This window comes from Winogradskyella sp. SYSU M77433 (assembly GCF_029911945.1).
Taxonomy (GTDB): Bacteria; Bacteroidota; Bacteroidia; order Flavobacteriales; family Flavobacteriaceae; genus Winogradskyella.
Window position 1 is genome coordinate 1 of sequence record NZ_JARYTG010000035.1, and the last position, 582, is coordinate 582.

Genomic DNA, 582 nt, shown 5'->3' on the forward strand with positions numbered 1-582 from the left:
ACAACACCTGCACTTTCTTTTTATGAAATCAGCGATAATGAAGGTAATGCTAACTCTCAATTAGATGTTGAAGTTTGGGATGGTGCTGCATGGAACAATATGGGCACTTACAATACTAACACGTCTGGTTGGGAACTTAAGATCATTGATTTGAGTGGACTTACCATTACTGGTGATGTACAAGCTAGGTTTATTTTCTCAGAAATTGTTACTGGTGATTTCTACGATGATATCGCTATCGATGATGTAACTTTTGATGAGGCTCCAACTTGTTTTAGTCCAACTCAATTAACAGCTACAAACCTTTCTCTTACATCTACTGAGGTGAGTTGGACAGATGCTGTTGCCGGCTCTTGGAATATTGAATATGGCCCTTCTGGTTTTACTCAAGGAACTGGTACGGTAGTTACAGGTGTAACAAACCCATATACTATAAACGGACTTACAGCAGATACATATTATGAATTCTATGTGCAAGCTGTATGTGGAGCTGGTGATGTTAGTGCTTTTGCTGGACCTCTAGAATTCTTTACAGGATATTGTGTCTCTGAACCAACTAGTAATGATGGAAATGGTGTTAAT

The 582-nt window shown here is 38.7% G+C and carries 1 protein-coding gene; it reads left to right on the plus strand.

Translation table 11 applies throughout. The features are described 5' to 3' along the window. Nucleotides 1-582: fibronectin type III domain-containing protein (locus QGM60_RS18150; protein ID WP_281141654.1), on the plus strand; the 582-nt coding region annotated here is incomplete at both ends.